The organism is thiotrophic endosymbiont of Bathymodiolus puteoserpentis (Logatchev) (assembly GCF_900127505.1).
Classification (GTDB): domain Bacteria; phylum Pseudomonadota; class Gammaproteobacteria; order PS1; family Pseudothioglobaceae; genus Thiodubiliella.
Genome location: NZ_UEXF01000028.1, coordinates 123672 through 140077, shown reverse-complemented (window position 1 = coordinate 140077; position 16406 = coordinate 123672). Strand labels below are relative to the sequence as shown.

The window sequence follows — 16406 nt, the reverse complement described above, 5'->3', positions numbered from 1 at the left end:
GTTTTTAATGTCTGTGGCAACCTTCTTGCCCAGTTGGTTGGTATTGCCTGAGTTGGTAGAACCTAGGGCGGCGCGAGTTGTGCCTGCGACTTCTTTGAGTAAAGTGGTGGCTTGGTTGTCTTTCTTGGTGGTGTTGCTCTGCTTGTGTGTGTAAGGCTTACTGAGGTCTAGATAGGCTTCTTTGTTTAGCTCTTCTTTATTAGGTTGCTCAGAGTTATCAACAGCAAAAGCATTAAAAGACAATGTGATTAAAAGACCAAACGCAAGAAAGTGCTTGAATTTGTTAAGACCGCTAAGTGCTGAGACTGATGTTAATTGGGATTTTGTTGTGTTTATTGTCATGGTAAATTAAGCTTGCGTACATAAAATTTTTCGATTATACCATTACCCTCCTCTCTATGTAAATTTTCTTGACTATCTTTAAGAATTTTTAAAAACTCTGATAAATTTTTTGCAATCTAAGATGGATCTACACAGTTTATAATTTGGGTAATTACAACCAACATAACCTTATTCTTTCCAATATTTGACAATCCAAGGTGCTGGCTGAATATGACGATACCATTTACCGCTAATACCTTTAATCGCCTCAGGTGGGTTAGGCAAACCATGGAAAATAATGACTTTTGCACCCTGAGGAATAAATGGTGCTTTAAACCAAGATTTTATCCACGATGGGCAGCAACGATATTTAAAACTTGGCACCCACTCATCTTGCCAATATTTAAGTTTTCCCAATTTGTGAATCTCTCGTGATAAATAAGCTTGCTCATGGCGAACTTCGCTTTTTACTTGTTCTGAATTTTGCTCAAAGTGAGATAATATTTGTGAGTATTGTCCGATTTCAAAACGAAATACGGATGAGTTGCCTTCAATTTTTGTTGGATTTTTCTTGTCATGCGCAATTAGAAAATCGCCTTTAACCGTAAAAAAGGCATCAATATTATCAACGATAACCACATCCAAATCCAAAAACAAAGTTTTGCCATTCAATCCACCAAAGCCCTCCTTAAAAACAGTAAGTTTGCGCCATCCTCGCTCAGGTGCATCGGCCAAATTAACTGGCAAGTCTAGTTCTGGCAATGGTTGTATCTCCACTTCATTGCGAATACCGCTACCATCCTCAGTAAAACACACAAATCTAAAGGGTATTGATAGATTGCGACTCACCATAGCATACAAGCGATTGACATATTCTGATGGGAACTTGTCACCCCATTTCATGCAAATGATATTTACGCTATTCATGGTTGATTGCACCTAAGCTTTTGCTTAGACAACTACCCTCTTTAACGCATTTACACCAAGTGGTATTTGCCAGATACCACTCAATGGTTTTTTTAAGTTCTGTAGTGAGTATTTTTTTTGAATTCATTTTGGTATTTTATCAGACATAAAAAAATATTTGACACCTCAAACTGAACTCAAACCAGCGACAAACGGATTAACAGCCTGAGTTAAAACCCTTAAACCGTGATATTAAAGCATTTTATGATGCAACAAGGGTTTAGTTTATTAGAGACCTTTGCATAAATAGGAACAATCATCAGAAACCCACTTTTCACCCACTTGGCAATTTTTTAAACCCAGCCTTAGCCCTGCTAGGACAAGGTTTAAATAAATCACCAATTGGGCAAAAATTGGATTTTGCTAATCATCCCTATTTATGCAAAGGTCTCTATTAATAACTCATTGCGTCTCTTTAATTCTTTTTAGTGTTTTTTACAGAAATACGATGATGAAAGTCATTATTATTTTTTCGTGGAAGTTGTGATTTTAGTGTGTTCCCTGCTCTAGAATAAGGCACTAAATGTTCTTCTCCGTTGCCTATTAAATCACTGCGTCCCATTTGCCTTAATGCCTGTCGTAATATGTCCCAGTTTTTAGGGTCGTGATAGCGTAAAAAGGCTTTATGCAATTTGCGTTGTTGGCCACTACGCGGTGTTTTTACTGCTTCTGACTTTCGGGTAATTTTTTTGAGTGGATTTAATTCACTGTGATACATAGCAGAAGCTATTGCCATAGGGGTGGGAATAAAGGCTTGTACTTGATCTGGCTTAAATTGATTGCGTTTTAACCAAAGTGCTAAATTTAGCATGTCTTTATCCGTGGTTCCAGGGTGTGATGAAATAAAATAAGGGATTAAGTATTGCTCTTTTCCCGCTTGCTTGGAATAGCGTTCAAATAATGTCTTAAATTGATAATAAGAACCAATACCTGGCTTCATCATTTTTGATAAGGTGCTGTCTTCTGTATGTTCAGGTGCAATTTTTAAACGCCCGCCAACATGGTGAGTGACCAGCTCCTTAATGTATTCAGGGTCACGCACAGCTAGGTCGTAACGCAAGCCTGAAGCAATAAAAATACGCTTAACGCCTTTTAATTGTCGTGCACGACGATACAGCTTGGTAAGCGGTTTGTGGTTGGTCCCAAGGTTGGGGCAAATGCCCGGATAAACACAGGAAAGACGACGACAAGACGCTTCTATTTTTTCATCTTTGCATTTCAGGCGATACATATTCGCCGTTGGGCCACCAAGGTCGGAAATATTGCCTTTAAAATCCTTATCTGTATCACGAATCGCTTCAATTTCACGAATCACCGAATCCTCTGAACGACTTTGAATAATGCGCCCCTCATGCTCGGTAATAGAACAAAAAGTACAACCACCAAAACAACCACGCATAATATTAATCGAAAAACGAATCATATCGTAAGCTGGGATCTTCAACTTTCCATAAGTAGGATGTGGTTTGCGTGTATAGGGCAATTCAAACACACTATCAAATTCTTGCATTGACAGAGGAATTGGCGGTGGATTTAACCAAACATCACGCTCACCATGACGCTGCACCAAAACGCGTGCATTGCCCGGATTTGTTTCTAGGTGAAAAACACGCGATGTATGCGCATATAGATAGCGATCTTTTGCCACCTGTTCAAAAGAAGGTAGACGGATAACGGTACTTTCTCGCTTTAACCCTTTAGTACGCTGGTCAAAATGAATAACTTGCTCCGCCCCCTGATTGGGATCAATCTGACTAAATTTGACCTGATTGCTTTTATTGTCACAACTTTGTTTATCGTTACTGGATGTATCTACATAAGGGTCTGTTTGTGGATGAGTCAGACTTTTATCCGTATCAATTTTACTTGAGTCTAAAACCGTCCAACCTCTAGGGATTCCTTGTTGCATATAAGCTGTACCACGAATATTGGTAATTTGCTTTATATCTTCACCCGCTGCAAGACGATGTGCGACCTCAACTACAGCACGCTCAGCATTCCCAAAAATCAGTAAATCAGCTTTGGAATCAGGCAAAATAGAACGGCGAATAGTTTGCGACCAGTGGTCGTATTGAGCAATACGCCTTAAACTGGCTTCAATACCGCCAATGACAACAGGAATGCCTTTGTATGCCTCCTTGGCACGCTGAGTATAAACAGTGGTCGCACGATCAGGGCGCTTTCCTGCAATAGCACCTGCAGTATAAGCATCATCAGAGCGTGGTTTTTTCTCAGCGGTGTAATGATTCACCATAGAATCCATATTACCCGAAGTGATGGCAAAAAATAAACCAGGCCTTCCTAGTTGACGAAAGTCATTTGCAGAATGCCAATCAGGCTGAGAAATAATCCCCACACGAAACCCTTGAGACTCTAGCAACCGACCAATAATCGCCATACCAAAACTAGGATGATCTACATACGCATCCCCTGTAATGATGATGATATCGCAACAATCCCATTCTAACTCGTTCATTTCTTGACGAGACATAGGCAACAATGGCGCAGGAACAAGTTTTTTCTTATAGGGCCAAAATTTTGGGTAAGAATGGATATTTTTAGGCGATGATAACATGGTGCTAAAGTATACAGGAACAAAACGATAGTTTAATAACGCACATCCTGAGATACACTTCTAAAAAGATGTGTATCCAATATAGTTACAATCAAACATAAAAAAAGCCTATCTCAAGAGATAGGCTTTATGAATTTGGCTCCTCGAGCTGGGCTCGAACCAGCGACAAATGGATTAACAGTCCATTGCTCTACCAACTGAGCTATCGAGGAATAAGCGAGATATTATAATAGAAATTCGATTTTATAGTTGCTTATTTTTATAAGCCTTAGATTCACATCATAAGTGCAACACTCAATTAGTCGGCCAAAGGGTATATTAACCACCCTTAATCCGACAAGACAAAGGAGTGAAACATGCAAAAATATATACAATTGACCTACGAACAAAGATACATTGAATTTAAATGATTTTTAAAAAAATCTAAAACCCAATTTTTAATTATTTTTCTAATGCAGGGGTCTTCAACTGTAAGTTTTTTTTACCAACGATAAAAAACCACCCCGAAGGGTGGTTTTTATTGCTAGGCTGATTCAATCACAGCTAACAAGCGCTAACTACTTAGCAGTTTGGCTCTTAGCAATTGCATCTGCGTAACCTTTAGCATAAGCATCTGCTTGCGCCTTAACGAATGCATCAGCTTGACCTTTAGCATATGCATCAGCTTGACCTTTAGCGGTCGCATCAGCTCTACCAGTAGCATTACCCTCAGCAGAACCTGAAACAGCGTTGTCAGTTTTGTTCTTAGTGTTGAAGTTCATACCAAAGTCTGTATCGTTTAACCAGTTGTTGTTGTTCTTGAATGGACCCCAGTTTGAACCACCGTTGAATGGACCAGCGTTAGAACCGCCGTTGAACGGACCCCAGTTGTTACCACCATTGAAAGGACCCCAGTTTGAACCAGAGTTCATAGGACCAAAGTTAGAACCACCGTCGAAAGGACCCCAGTTGTTGCTGCCATTATAACCGTTGTTGCCGTTATTAAAAAAACCAGCTGAAGCCGATGTAGCTGCTACTAAAGTAGCGATTACGATAATTTTTTTCATAATATTTCTCATATAATATTAACACGCCTTTATTGGTATGTTTTGTCTCAGGATTTTCCTGATAAGTGAGTATTATACTGTAACTATATTAGAAGTCAATTATATTCTAATATTAATTTTTAATAATATACATAAATGCTTTTACAATATGGCTTATAGCGTTAAAAAAAATTATAAACAAACAAAAAAAGACGCTAAAAGCGTCTTTTTTTTTGTATTTTAATTGGCTTTTGCCAATCATCCCTATTTATACAAAGATCTCTAAATACCTATAAAGAATCAATCATCGCATCACCAAACTCAGAACAAGATAACAAAGTAGCGCCTTCCATTAGTCTTTCTAGGTCGTAAGTTACCGTTTTGTTTTGAATCACATTTGACATAGCACTTAGTACATTATTTGCAGCTTTCGTCCAACCCATATGTCTAAGCATCATCTCTGCTGAAAGAATAATTGAACCTGGATTAACTTTATTTTGTCCAGCATATTTTGGTGCTGTGCCGTGTGTGGCTTCAAATACTGCGGTAGTATCTGACAAGTTAGCACCTGGTGCAATGCCAATACCACCTACTTGCGCTGCTAAAGCATCTGAGATATAGTCGCCATTTAAGTTGAGTGTAGCAATCACTGAATATTCTTCTGGGCGTAATAGGATTTGCTGTAAGAAAGCATCGGCAATGACATCTTTAACAGTGATCGTTGTGCCCGTGTTTGGATTGCTAAATGCACACCAAGGTCCATCACTGACAACTTTAGCGCCGAACTCGTCTTGTGCAAGCTGATAACCCCAATCTCTAAAACCACCTTCGGTGAACTTCATGATGTTGCCTTTATGCACCAAAGTTACTGAATCTTTGTCGTTATCAATGGCGTATTGAATAGCAGCACGCACTAAACGCTGCGTACCTTCTTGCGACACTGGCTTAATGCCAATGCCAGAAGTTTGAGGAAAGCGAATCTTGGTTGTGCCCATTTCATTTTGCAAAAAGTCGATGACTTTTTTTACCTCATCTGTGCCTGCTTGATATTCAATACCTGCATAAATATCTTCAGAATTTTCTCTGAAAATGACCATATCAACTTTTTCAGGTGCTTTGACAGGTGTTGGTGTGCCAACAAAGTATTGTACTGGGCGTTGACAAATAAACAAATCAAGCTCTTGGCGAATAGCAACATTGAGTGAGCGCATACCGCCACCCACAGGCGTGGTTAGCGGACCTTTGATTGCTACTGAAAGCGCTTGAATCGCATCAAGGGTTTCTTGCGGTAGATATTCGCCGTATAACACATTGGCTTTTTCACCAGCATAGATTTCCATCCATTGAATGGCTCTCTCACCGTGGTAGGTTTTGCTTACAACTGCGTCAATGACTTTTTTCATAATTGGTGAAACATCTGCGCCAATACCATCACCTTCAATATAACCAATAACTGGCTTGTCTGGCACTTGGATAACACCATCTTTAAAGGTGATTTTTGCGCCATCAACTGGCATATGAATATACTTATAAGTCATTGATTAATTATCTGTTATAAAACGCAGTATTATAGCGTCTTCACCATCTGAATAATATTTTTTACGCGTATTAATGACTTCAAATCCGAGTTTTTTATAAAACAATAAGGCGCTGTGATTAGAAACACGCACTTCAATAAAGATTTCTTTAACGCCTGATGTTTGCAGTTGATAATCAAACAACTTCTGACCCAAACCTTGATACTGATAATCAGGATGAATGCAAATATTGAGCAAATCAGCCGTCTTAGACACGCACAGTGCAATACTATAACCCAATATTCGATTGTCTTTAAATATTAAGTACGCTAAAATATTGGGATTGTTCAGACTATGAGTGAACTTCGCCCTATTCCAAGGTATTTTGTAAACCAGTCGCTCTATTGCCAAGACATCATCGATATCTTGTACATCAAATACTCTAAAGGAAATATTGATAGGCTTTGTTGTTGGTTTCATTTTGGTAGAAATAGCCTAATTCGTCAAAACTACGCTCAATACTATCCACATCATCAACTTGTAGTCCAATTAATACGCGTCCAAAATCGGCGCCGTGATTACGGTAATGGAATAAAGAAATATTCCAATCAGTGCCGATTTTTTTCAAGAAGTCTAATAAAGCTCCAGGACGCTCAGGAAATTCAAAACGATACAAAACCTCGTTATCAGCATCAGCACGCCCACCTACCATATAACGAATATGCGTCTTGGCAATAGAGTTGTCGCTCATATCTAAGACATCAAATGATTGCGAAAGTTTGTTAATCAGTGCTTGTTTCTCATAAAGCCCTTTGCTGAGCGCAACACCAACAAAAATACGCGCTTGGCTAGAGGGCGTGTAACGATAATTAAATTCGGTGATGGCATGGTTGTCTAACAATTCACAAAATTTTAAAAAACTACCTGGTTTTTCATCAATGGTAGCAGCAATAATGGCTTCATTGTGTTCACCCAAATCAGCACGCTCAGCGATATAGCGTAGGCGGTCAAAATTCACATTTGCACCTGAGACAATGGCGACTAAATTCTCACCTTTGATATTGTTTTGCTTAATATACTTTTTTAACCCTGCCGTGGCAAGTGCACCAGAAGGCTCTGCAATAGAGCGCACATCTTCATAAATATCTTTAATCGCAGCACAAATCTCATCATTACTCACAAGTACAACCTCATCCACTACTTCTTTGGCAATCGGATAAGTGACTTCGCCAATTTGCTTAACTGCCACGCCATCGGCAAAACGCCCTACTTCTGGCAAGGTGATACGCTCAGAATTTTTAAATGATTGATACAAGGTTGGTGAATCTTCTGGTTCAACACCGATAACTTGAATATTTGGCGCATAATGTTTGATATAAGTTGCCATACCTGCAATCAATCCGCCACCACCCACAGGGATGAAGACCTTGTCCATCTTTGGATTTTGCTTTAACAGTTCTTTAGCGATAGTCGCCTGACCTGCCATCACTTCAATATCATCATACGGGTGGATAAAGACCAAATCTTGTTGTTGTTCTAATTGCTTGGCATAGGCAAATGCATCATCATACACATCGCCATGCAATACCACTTTACCACCCAGTTGCTCAACAGCATTGACTTTGATTTTAGGGGTGTAAAGTGGCATCACAATCACCGACTCAATGCCGAGTTTGCTGGCAGACAACGCCACGCCTTGTGCGTGATTACCCGCACTAGATGCTACGACACCTTTGGCTTTTTGTTGAGCCGACAAGCCAGATATTTTTTGATAAGCGCCCCTAAGTTTAAAAGAATGCACTACCTGCTTGTCTTCACGCTTTAAATAAATGGTATTTTTGCTACGCACACTGAGTTGGTGCGCAACACTCAATGGCGTTTCACTCGCAACCTCATAAACGCGCGTGGCGTTTACTAAATCAATAAGTGTTTGCATACAATTCTTGTAAATAATCAATACCTACATAGGTGTGCTCAGTACGCTCGCCCTCTAATACTGTAAATGGCTTGTTGTTAGGTTCACCTAAGTGATTAAGCACCGCCATTGCGCCATCAAACTGATGCGTCTTAGTGTATTCATTAACAGTAATCAATGTTTTTAATCCTGCATCAGTTGACGAGACAATGCCATTGTGCGAATCTTCAAAAGCAATCGCCTGATTAGGTTTCAGGTTCATTTGCTTTAACACATAATGATAAATATCCCCTGCTGGTTTAAGATTTGGCACTATATCACCTGCACCAATCACCTCAAACCAGTCCAGCGCATCAGCACCCAATGTATGCGTGATGAGTGCATCAACATTGGCAGGCGTGGTGGTGGTGGCAATTGCCAATCTCAAACCAGCTTTGCGTGCTTCACTAAACAAACGAGCCACCCCCGTTCTTAGGGGGATAGCACCAGCATCAGCAAGACGCACATAAATTTTGGTTTTTAAACCATGCACCTTTTTAGCAAGCGCATCTATATCATCACACTCAAAATCAGGGCGATGCGTTTTCAGGTAATGTTTAATGCGTAATTGACCACCAGTCACATCCAGTAACTCGTGATAAAGCGCATTTGTCCAAAGCCAATCCAGCCCCAATTCCTTGAATGCTTCATTAAAGGCGACCAAATGCCCATCACGCTCAGTGTTTGCTAATGTGCCATCTACATCAAAAATAAGTGCTTCTAATGCCATCTTTTTATTATAATGTTCGAAAATTGCTATTTTAAATTAACAAACCGTTATGTCAGAACCTAATTTTCAAGATATTCCTAATTATAAGCCCAAGAAAAACGAAGACTTTATGTCTGAAGGGCAAATTGAACACTTTAAAGAGAAGCTTAGCGCTTGGATGAAACAGTTAATCAGCGACGCTGAAACCACCATCACTCACATTCAAGAAGACTCATCAAAAGTGGCAGATGATAACGACAGAGCCACACTTGAAGAAGAGTTTGCACTTGAGTTAAGAACGCGTGACCGTGAAAGAAAACTCATTGGCAAGATTGAAAAAACTTTGCATTTGATTGAAATGGGTGATTATGGTTATTGCAAAACTTGTGGTACGGAAATCGCCCTACCAAGATTAGAAGCTCGCCCTACGGCAGATGAGTGCATAGATTGCAAAACTATCGCTGAACGCAAAGAAGTTTAACTTTTTTGTTTTTTTCAAGGTAAATATTTACCTTGAAAAAGAAAAAATACTTGAAATTTTCGTTCTGCCAAATTCTTGAAATTTTAAAAATGTTGATAAGACTTACAGGTCTTGTTTAGCCCTTTAATTTCCAACCCTTGCTTTTCGACAATCACACCAATCTTAGTGAGTTTAATGTCTAAATCTTTTGCAATAGATTTAACACTATCAATATGTGTATTTGGCACAGTGAAACAAAGCTCATAATCATCGCCGCCGGCTAATGCCACACACCAATCTTGTGTATTGGCAATATATTGTGCAACTTCGCTTGACAACGGTAATGCTTCTAAGTCAATATTAACACCAACTTTTGAGCGTGATAAGATATGTGATAAATCTTGCTCAAGCCCATCAGAAATATCAATACAGCTATTGGCAACACCTAATAAGCGTTGTGCGAGTTTGATTTGCGGCTCAGGGCGATTAAATTGTTTTAATAGTGCTATTGATGGGGTTTGTTGATTTTGTATTTGTTGCCATGCTAAGGTGGCATCACCTAATGTGTTGGAAACAAACACACTGTCACCCACTTGCGCGCCTGAGCGTAATAAGGCTTGAGTCTTTTTTACAATACCTGTGGCATTAATAGTAATACTAAGACTACCCTTGCTAGTATCGCCACCAACCAAGGAGATATTATATTGTTTAGCGAGTGCTTTAAGCGACTCAGAAAAACCCTCAAGCCATTTTTTATCAACACTAGGCAAGGTAAGTGCTAAAGTAAAGTAAAGTGGGGTCGCACCCATTGCTGCCAAATCACTCAAATTAACCGCTAAGGCTTTATAGGCAATATCTTGCGCTGATGTCTCTGTTGGGAAATGCACCCCTTCAATCAGGGTATCAACGGTGGTAGCAAGTTGCCTGCCGTTATCAATAGACATCAGGGCACAATCATCGCCTATGCCTTGATCCCAGTCAAAATACTTATTGATTAGACTGAACTCATCCACTACATATATGCGTTTTCTTTCTGTGAGTGGTCTGTTACATCCAAGATATTTTTAATCTCAGGATAAATTGATTTAAGTTGTGCTTCTACGCCATTTTTAAGTGTTACTTTAACCGATGAACAGCCTTGACAACCACCACCAAAATTAAGCACCACATCCATGTCATCAGTAATTTCCACCAAATCCACAAATCCGCCATGAGAGGCAAGTTGTGGATTGACCTCAGCAGCGATGGTGTATTTAATTTTCTCTGCTAAAGGCGCATCATCTTTCGGCACTTCGCCCTTAGCATTTGGGGCAGTGATGGTGAGTTTTTTGCTTGAACCCTCCTCTTTCAATGCCACTTCGGAATCTTTCAAATAATCAAAATTAGCTTCATCAATAAAAGCATTAAAACCCTTGTATTCAAATTTGAAATAGTTTTTCCCTAAGTCTTTTTCATAACAAAAATTAAAAGTAACGGCAGCAGCAGGTGTGCCCGCCTTTTCAATATCGACTTTAAGTCCTAAATCTTCTTCACCTTGTTGAGCGAATAAATCTGCTACATAAATTTGCGCTTCATCTGTAATATTAAACATAGTTGTCCTTGCTAAAAATTATATTGTCTATCAATCTTACCTTATTCAAGTAGACTGCGGATAGTATCGCAATTTTACTCGTATTATCAGTGATTTTCTTAAGGGTATTTGCATCTAACAACTCCAAATAGTCCAGCTCAAAATAACGCTGTAGTCGCTCTCTAGCAGATTGCAATTCTAATTCACCCTGCTCAATTTGTTTTAAAATCTTGTGTAGTTTTGATGCAATCTTGTGTTCATCTGCATTTAGATATTGATTGCGCGTGCTCATTGCCAAGCCGTCATGCTCACGCACAATCGGCGCTCCAATAATTTTAACCCCTGAAGTAAAGTGTTTAATAATGTGTAACTGTTGATAGTCTTTCTGACCAAATACTGCCACATCAGGGTGAATAATTTCAAATAAACGCCTAACAACTTGCAATACACCGTAGAAGAAATGCGGTCGTGTCTTTCCACATAAAGTCTCAAATAGCCCCTTGTCTTGGGTAAATTCATCCTGATTAAGAACCGCATTATCTGGATAAATATCATACACATTTGGGGTAAACACTAGGTCTGTTTGTGATACTTCTAAAGCAACTAAATCAGCATCCATGGTACGAGGGTAAGTGCTAAAATCTTCATGTTCTGCGAACTGCGTTGGGTTGACAAAAATGCTTACCACTACCTTATCGGCATTTTTTTTCGCCAAATCAATCAACGATAAATGTCCTTGATGCAAACCACCCATTGTTGGCACAAAAGCAATCCTCTCACCCTTGTCTCGCCACTGTTTCATTTCACTTATGTTACTAATAATTTCCATGCTTAAATCTCCTATTCAGAGCACGCTTGAAAAAAATACGCCAATGGTGTTGGATTGATTTTTGCATATTCTAACAAAATATAGTACAACGCCTTATTGCTATTATTAATGGTTGGTGGCTTAATATCAATTTGTAAACATTGCGCAAGCACAATTAAACGCCCAATACGGCCATTGCCATCACTAAATGGATGAATCATTTCAAAATGATAATGTGATTTAGCAATATCGCTTAAATATTTGATTTTATTATATTTTTTTACCCACAACTCTAATTCTTCTACAATATCATTTGGATGTGTGAGTTGTGTATCAACATTTGGTAAAACTCTTTGCTTGGTGGAAAACTCGCCAGCATTATTTATCAAGCCACGCATTAGCACTTTATGCCAATCTTTAATTTGTTGCAAAGTGATCTCTGCTTGAAAATTTTGAGCGATTTCTTGGGTAAGATAATGAATATTTTGCACCTCTGCTACTGAGGTTGCATGAAAATTATTAGGCACAGTGTTATCAAGTACAATTGCATCAAAATCCACTTCTTGCGTGCCTGTCTCAATCTCAAGAGAACCAGCTGCCATTTGTCTAAGCGTCTTATCCATAATGGCAGGTTCAAACAAAAAACTACCCAACTCAATACCTTTGACAACCTCACTAATATTACTTACATTTGGCAAAAAAATATACTGACACCATAGCAAATCAATCTTATCTTGATTTTTAACTTTAATCTTTTGGGGGTTATCATTCCATGCAATTAGCGTCATTCGAGTAATATTGAGCGCCTGTGCAAAAGCAACTGAAGTATGGTAATAATTCTGCAAATTGCTCAACTTTTGAGCGTAGGAAATACTTTTATAATCAAAATCCATGGTGTATAATTTTTTGTATATTTTTAAATTATTATACACTTATTGTATAAATTATAAAAAATATACATTTCTATCAAAGAAAAATCAGCATTTCTAATTTTTATTTATACAGACTTAAAACTGTGTTCATCTGTTGGGAATGTTTGATTTTTAACTGCTTGAATAAAATCATTAGTTGCAGAAACAATACTGCCACTGGTTAAAAAGTTTTTCACAAATTTAGGTGGATTTTGGGTAATGCCAAGCATATCATAACCTACTAACACTTGCCCATCACAATTCACACCTGCACCGATGCCAATGGTTGGAATATTTAATGATTGTGATATTTTCTTGCCCAACTTAGCAGGAATACATTCAAGCACGATGGTTTTTACACCCCAAGCTTCAAGCGCCTTGGCATCCTTTAAAATTCTTTGTGCGTCGCCCTCACCTTTGCCTTGTACTTTATAGCCACCCATTTCTACGACTGATTGTGGTTGTAAGCCCAAGTGTCCGCAGACTGGAATATTGTTGTCTTGCAAGATTTGAAAAGAAGATTCATGCTCATGCCCACCTTCAAATTTCACCATTTGTGCACCTGCATTCATTAAATATTTGGCATTTTCCAAGGTCTGTTTAGCAGATGTGTAACTTTGATAGGGCATATCACTAATCAACAAAGCTTGGTTTGTGACTTTTGCCACTACTTGCGTGTGATAAAGCATGTCGTTCATACTCACACCTAATGTATTCTCATCGCCTTTAATTACATTACCAAGCGAGTCGCCGACTAAAATAATATCTACACCACATTTATCAAACACAGATGCAAATGATGCGTCATAGGCCGTCAAGCAAGTGATTTTTTTACCTTGATTCTTAAATATTTTTAGCGCATCAATCTTCATAATTTAATCAACTCTGATGTGTCTAACTTATCAATCAACGCTTGAATTGAACCCAATACCGGCACTTTAAAATCAGGCTCTATTTCTGCCAATGGCACTAGCACAAAGCTGCGATTCATCATCTCAGGATGTGGCACTATTAATTGTTTGGAGGCAATCACTTGCACTCCATAAGTAATAATATCCAAATCAATGGTTCTAGCACCCCATTTTTTCTCGCGTACGCGATGTTGCTTAGTTTCAATGTCCTGACAGACATACAACAATTCCAATGCACTTAGATGCGTATCTACTTCGCACACAGCATTAATATAATCTGGCTGCTTTGAGTTATCAATCGGCTTGGATTGATACAAACTCGATAACGCCACTACTTTCACATCCTGTGTATCATTCAATGCAATCAGTGCATCTCTAATCTGTTGTTTAGGGTTATTAAGATTTGAACCCAATCCAATATAAGCTAACATCAGTTTCCTTGCTGATTTTCTGTATTCAATAATAACAAAACCAAACCGATTAACTTATCTTTTTCATTTGGATTAGAAGTAGCAATCAATAGCGTTAATGTTGTTAATGTTTGTGGTGTAATACTTTGTTTATAATCAAATCCCGCTTGATTTAAAAACCAAATAAATGTAAATGCACCTGTGCGTTTATTACCATCATTAAAAGGATGATTTTTTACAATAAAATAAAGTAAATGGGCTGCCTTTCCTTCAATACTTGGATAGGCATCATCACCAAAAATAGACTGAAAAACATTGGCAAAAATTCCTGCTAAACTGTCTTTTTTCTTCTCTTGTGCAAATAAATTTGTCGCCTGTTTTTTGCTAATTAAATCTTGTTTAAATTTATCAACTGCTAAATATAAACTGTCTGCTCTTAACTTTATTTGGTTTTTATCAACGCCACAATCTGGTAACTTATTTTCATCAAATGCCTCTAAACTGAACCATGTATTAGCAAATGATTTAACTAACTCTAAAACATCGTCACTATCAATTTTATTTTTAGCAAGATACTTTACATCTTCTACAGCATTAATAAATGCTTTATAATTTTTATTAATGCGTTTAGAATTGATTGTCCAACCTTGAGTAATATGCTGTTTCAAGGTTCTAGTTGTCCACTGGCGAAATTGAATGGCTTTGGCAGAATTAGTGCGATACCCTACTGCTAAAATAATATCTAACGAATAATAAACAACAGGTTTATCAGAATTTGTAATATGCATTTTTTGCATATTGCTTTTTTCGTCAACTTCTTTATCGAGCAATATTTTCTTAATATGCCTTGAAATAACAGACTGATCTTTGTCGAAAATATTAACAATATCTTTCTGAGATGCCCAAACAGTTTCTACATTTGAATCTAATTTTAACTCAATCGCTCCATTTTTAGTTTGATAAATCACCAAAGTTTTGGAATTAGTTTGTGTCATTTTTCTATTTTAGCATTTTGTATAACTATTTTTATTAATTGGTTCAAAGACTTATAACTATAAAGAAAGTTTTGAAACATTAATGGGATTGTTAAATAACTAAAATAAAAACTGAATGAAATTAAATTTTTATTAGAAATAACAAATATCAAGAGTAGAAAATAAAAGATTGAAAGTAAGTTTAAAACTAAACCGTTTTTATAAAAATTCAACAAAATATGTAAATTAGTCGTCTTAAATCCTTTACTATCTTTTACTTCCTTTAAATAAAGAGTGTTAACAAATTTTGATACTACAAAAATAGATAAACCTACAATATAAAAACCAAAAAAAATAGACAGAACCGAAATTAGACTGTTCAAAAATTCCATATTAAATAAAAATAATTGTGGAAATAAATACTGTAACGAAAAACTAGCAATATATAAAAACAATAAAAAAAATTTATTCATTGTCTTTTATTTTTGTTATGAGTTCTCTAAAAACCGAGATGTGATCCACACTTCTAGTATTATTTTGAACATTTACTTTAATCTCTAAGCAATTAAGTATAGATTCTGGCTTAAATATAGATTCTAACCCTTTTATATCTCTACCAACTATTTTTAGGCTTGAGTAGCAGTGCTGATTTCTGATGAGTTCCGATATTGCATTTTTTATTTTGCCACTAATATTTTTGTGTTTATAATTAAAAATAACTCTCACAGAATCTGCATCATAATCATAAATATCATCTCTCAATGCCATATTGAAGTCTGTTCGACTAAATAAATCTAATTCAGAAAACAAAAAATTGACTTCCGATATGGCTTTTAAATTTTGTTCAAATAATTCTTGACTTAAAATTTCTTCAATAACAACATTTTTTCCCGTTTTATCTGTTAGTAGCTTTTGTGCAAAAACTTTTTTTTTAGAGTTTGATAAATAAACATTTTTTTCCTGCGTGTCTATTAGCAATAAAAATTGATTATCTAGTTCTATTTGTGTATTTTTTCTTGGATTTTTTTTTATTTTAAGGTCATCTTTAGTGTCAACAATGATATCAGAATAATGGCTTAAATCCCCAGATTTCACATTTATCCCATAAAATCTACTTGAAAAACGTTTAACTCTAAATGAATCAACCTTTATCACTTCTCCTTGTATAGTAGTTGGTTCTGTATCTTTATCTTCTATATTATCTAAACTAGAAAAATTTTCATCTTCCTCAATTCTTATAAAATATTGATAAAATTTAATTTTTTTTGTATTCATATATTATTACCTATAAAGTT

At 37.1% G+C, this 16406-nt stretch carries 19 protein-coding genes and 1 tRNA gene; 1 reads left to right on the top strand and 19 read right to left on the bottom strand.

Going from position 1 to position 16406, the window contains the following annotated elements:
• From BHECKSOX2_RS04960 to BHECKSOX2_RS04920, 10 genes are all read right to left on the bottom strand, one after another.
• Nucleotides 1–342 (bottom strand): hypothetical protein (locus BHECKSOX2_RS04960; RefSeq protein WP_180323666.1); only part of this gene is annotated, 342 nt, incomplete at its 3' end.
• A gap of 168 nt (nucleotides 343–510) precedes the next feature.
• Nucleotides 511–1248 (bottom strand): glycosyltransferase, encoded by a 738-nt coding sequence (locus tag BHECKSOX2_RS04955; protein WP_139682700.1) that lies wholly within the window; start codon nucleotides 1246–1248, stop codon nucleotides 511–513.
• Complete coding sequence (locus BHECKSOX2_RS10425; RefSeq protein WP_280953232.1) at nucleotides 1241–1375, bottom strand: hypothetical protein; 135 nt, start codon at nucleotides 1373–1375, stop codon at nucleotides 1241–1243. The genes BHECKSOX2_RS04955 and BHECKSOX2_RS10425 overlap by 8 nt, the downstream gene beginning before the upstream one ends.
• A 327-nt stretch (nucleotides 1376–1702) precedes the next feature.
• Nucleotides 1703–3862, bottom strand: a complete 2160-nt coding sequence (locus BHECKSOX2_RS04950) for a YgiQ family radical SAM protein (protein ID WP_139682699.1) — start codon at nucleotides 3860–3862, stop codon at nucleotides 1703–1705.
• Nucleotides 3863–3998: 136 nt separating this feature from the next.
• Nucleotides 3999–4074: transfer RNA gene (locus tag BHECKSOX2_RS04945), tRNA-Asn, on the bottom strand.
• A gap of 345 nt (nucleotides 4075–4419) precedes the next feature.
• A complete protein-coding gene (locus BHECKSOX2_RS04940; protein WP_139682698.1) occupies nucleotides 4420–4908 on the bottom strand; it encodes a hypothetical protein in 489 nt (162 codons plus the stop codon).
• Between the two features lie 269 nt (nucleotides 4909–5177).
• The gene (gene icd / locus BHECKSOX2_RS04935; protein ID WP_139682697.1) at nucleotides 5178–6425 is read right to left on the bottom strand and encodes an NADP-dependent isocitrate dehydrogenase; all 1248 of its coding nucleotides are present in this window, start codon (nucleotides 6423–6425) and stop codon (nucleotides 5178–5180) included.
• Nucleotides 6426–6428: 3 nt separating this feature from the next.
• On the bottom strand, nucleotides 6429–6884 hold the full coding sequence (gene rimI, locus BHECKSOX2_RS04930; RefSeq protein ID WP_139682696.1) for a ribosomal protein S18-alanine N-acetyltransferase: 456 nt from the start codon (nucleotides 6882–6884) through the stop codon (nucleotides 6429–6431).
• The gene (gene ilvA / locus BHECKSOX2_RS04925; RefSeq protein WP_139682695.1) at nucleotides 6847–8340 is read right to left on the bottom strand and encodes a threonine ammonia-lyase, biosynthetic; all 1494 of its coding nucleotides are present in this window, start codon (nucleotides 8338–8340) and stop codon (nucleotides 6847–6849) included. Before ilvA ends, rimI begins: the two co-directional genes overlap by 38 nt.
• Nucleotides 8324–9088, bottom strand: a complete 765-nt coding sequence (locus BHECKSOX2_RS04920) for an HAD-IA family hydrolase (protein ID WP_090714347.1) — start codon at nucleotides 9086–9088, stop codon at nucleotides 8324–8326. Before BHECKSOX2_RS04920 ends, ilvA begins: the two co-directional genes overlap by 17 nt.
• Before the next feature lie 49 nt (nucleotides 9089–9137).
• Between BHECKSOX2_RS04920 and dksA the strand changes: the two genes are divergently transcribed.
• Nucleotides 9138–9548, top strand: a complete 411-nt coding sequence (gene dksA, locus BHECKSOX2_RS04915; protein ID WP_139682694.1) for an RNA polymerase-binding protein DksA — start codon at nucleotides 9138–9140, stop codon at nucleotides 9546–9548.
• An 83-nt stretch (nucleotides 9549–9631) separates the two neighbouring features.
• Here dksA and thiL read toward each other — a convergent pair whose 3' ends face one another.
• The 9 genes from thiL to BHECKSOX2_RS04870 form a co-directional block, all read right to left on the bottom strand.
• Nucleotides 9632–10540, bottom strand: coding sequence for a thiamine-phosphate kinase (gene thiL, locus BHECKSOX2_RS04910; RefSeq protein ID WP_139682693.1), 909 nt, complete (start codon nucleotides 10538–10540; stop codon nucleotides 9632–9634).
• Nucleotides 10540–11118, bottom strand: a complete 579-nt coding sequence (locus BHECKSOX2_RS04905; protein WP_090714340.1) for an NfuA family Fe-S biogenesis protein — start codon at nucleotides 11116–11118, stop codon at nucleotides 10540–10542. Before BHECKSOX2_RS04905 ends, thiL begins: the two co-directional genes overlap by 1 nt.
• Nucleotides 11111–11926, bottom strand: coding sequence for a pantoate--beta-alanine ligase (gene panC, locus BHECKSOX2_RS04900; RefSeq protein WP_139682692.1), 816 nt, complete (start codon nucleotides 11924–11926; stop codon nucleotides 11111–11113). Before panC ends, BHECKSOX2_RS04905 begins: the two co-directional genes overlap by 8 nt.
• Before the next feature lie 11 nt (nucleotides 11927–11937).
• Nucleotides 11938–12798, bottom strand: coding sequence for a Fic family protein (locus BHECKSOX2_RS04895; protein ID WP_090714333.1), 861 nt, complete (start codon nucleotides 12796–12798; stop codon nucleotides 11938–11940).
• A gap of 104 nt (nucleotides 12799–12902) precedes the next feature.
• A complete protein-coding gene (panB, locus tag BHECKSOX2_RS04890; protein WP_139682691.1) occupies nucleotides 12903–13688 on the bottom strand; it encodes a 3-methyl-2-oxobutanoate hydroxymethyltransferase in 786 nt (261 codons plus the stop codon).
• On the bottom strand, nucleotides 13685–14158 hold the full coding sequence (gene folK / locus BHECKSOX2_RS04885; protein WP_139682690.1) for a 2-amino-4-hydroxy-6-hydroxymethyldihydropteridine diphosphokinase: 474 nt from the start codon (nucleotides 14156–14158) through the stop codon (nucleotides 13685–13687). Before folK ends, panB begins: the two co-directional genes overlap by 4 nt.
• Nucleotides 14158–15132 (bottom strand): type II toxin-antitoxin system death-on-curing family toxin, encoded by a 975-nt coding sequence (locus BHECKSOX2_RS04880; RefSeq protein WP_139682689.1) that lies wholly within the window; start codon nucleotides 15130–15132, stop codon nucleotides 14158–14160. Before BHECKSOX2_RS04880 ends, folK begins: the two co-directional genes overlap by 1 nt.
• On the bottom strand, nucleotides 15129–15584 hold the full coding sequence (locus tag BHECKSOX2_RS04875; RefSeq protein ID WP_180323665.1) for a hypothetical protein: 456 nt from the start codon (nucleotides 15582–15584) through the stop codon (nucleotides 15129–15131). The genes BHECKSOX2_RS04880 and BHECKSOX2_RS04875 overlap by 4 nt, the downstream gene beginning before the upstream one ends.
• Nucleotides 15577–16386 carry a hypothetical protein gene (locus BHECKSOX2_RS04870; RefSeq protein WP_139682688.1) on the bottom strand — a complete coding sequence of 270 codons (810 nt, stop codon included), beginning with the start codon at nucleotides 16384–16386 and terminating at the stop codon, nucleotides 15577–15579. The genes BHECKSOX2_RS04875 and BHECKSOX2_RS04870 overlap by 8 nt, the downstream gene beginning before the upstream one ends.
• Nucleotides 16387–16406 lie beyond the last annotated feature (20 nt).